Source organism: Variovorax sp. P4_D9 (genome assembly GCF_056401695.1).
This window is the reverse complement of record NZ_JBFUIU010001482.1, coordinates 1-1,251: the sequence shown is the minus strand read 5'-3', so window position 1 is coordinate 1,251 and position 1,251 is coordinate 1. Positions and strand designations below refer to the sequence as shown.

Below are 1,251 nucleotides of genomic sequence, written 5' to 3'. Positions count from 1 at the left end.
GGTGCGCCATCAAGTCGGCGGGCACCCGGGGCGCAGGGTGCGTTTGAAGGTATTGCGGCGATGCGACGACCACCATCCGCTGCTCGCCGCCCATGGGCACCGCCACCATGTCGCGCGGTACGGACTCGGCCAGGCGGATGCCGGCGTCGAAGCCCTCGGCCACAATGTCGACCAGCCGGCGCTCGGTCACGATGTCCACCTTCATGTCCGGGTAACGGCGCAGGTACTCCAGCACCACCGGCGCGAAGATCATCTGCGCCGCCCCGAGTGAGGTGTTGAGCCGCAAGGTGCCGGCAGGCGTGTCGCGCAGCTCGTTGGTCGCCTCTATGGCGCTGCGGATGTCGGCCAGCGCCGGTGCGATGCGCGCGATGAACTGCTCGCCCGCCTCGGTGGTGGCCACGCTGCGCGTGGTGCGATTGAACAGGCGCACGCCCAGCCGCACCTCCAGCCCCGCCACGGTGGCGCTGAGGGCCGAGCGCGACATTCCCATGGCGGTCGCTGCCGCCCTGAAGCCGCCGTGCCGGGCCACCGCCAGCACCGCCTCCAGCTCTACCAGCCCGTTGCTGTGCATGACGGATTGTCCTGATTACCTGAATGCTGTATGGTGATTTGGCTGGCTTCTCAAGTCAATGCCCGCCCCCTAAATTTGATCCATGCCGGATTTTTCTCTAGCGATCCAACAGGACCATCACCATGCGCAACATCGACCAGATCTACATCAATGGCGCCTTTGTCACCCCCCACGGGCGCGAACGGGCCGAGCTGATCAACCCCGCCACCGAGGCCGGCATCGGCCACGTCACCCTGGGTGACCGCGAAGACGCGCTGCGGGCCATCGCCGCCGCCAAACGCGCGTGGCCCGCCTATGCGCGTATCACCAAGGCCGAGCGCATCGCGCTGCTTCATCGCCTGCACGGCGCGGTGCTGGCCCGCGCCGACGACATCAATGCGGCCACCACCGAGGAATACGGCGGCCCGGTGTCCCGCGCCAACTGGGTTGCGTCGTATGCGGCAGAGTCCTTCCTGCTGGCGGCGAAGACGCTCGAGCACTACCCGCTCACCCGCCAAGTGGGCAGCGCCCAGGTGGTGATGGAGCCCGTCGGAGTGGCAGGCCTCATCACGCCTTGGAATTCCAATGCCGGCTTCATCTGCAGCAAACTGGCCACCGCACTGGCCGCCGGCTGCACCGTGGTCATCAAGCCCAGTGAGATGAGCGCCATCCAGACTCAGTTGGTCACCGAGGCGCTGCAC

General features: G+C 67.2%; 2 protein-coding genes. One reads left to right on the top strand and one right to left on the bottom strand.

From position 1 onward, the window contains the following. On the bottom strand, positions 1-571 hold a 571-nt coding region (locus AC1DY5_RS56200), incomplete at its 3' end, for a LysR family transcriptional regulator (RefSeq protein ID WP_478122801.1). A 122-nt stretch (positions 572-693) separates the two neighbouring features. Between AC1DY5_RS56200 and AC1DY5_RS56195 the strand changes: the two genes are divergently transcribed. Next, a partial coding sequence (locus tag AC1DY5_RS56195; RefSeq protein ID WP_478122800.1) for an aldehyde dehydrogenase family protein occupies positions 694-1,251 on the top strand: 558 nt, incomplete at its 3' end.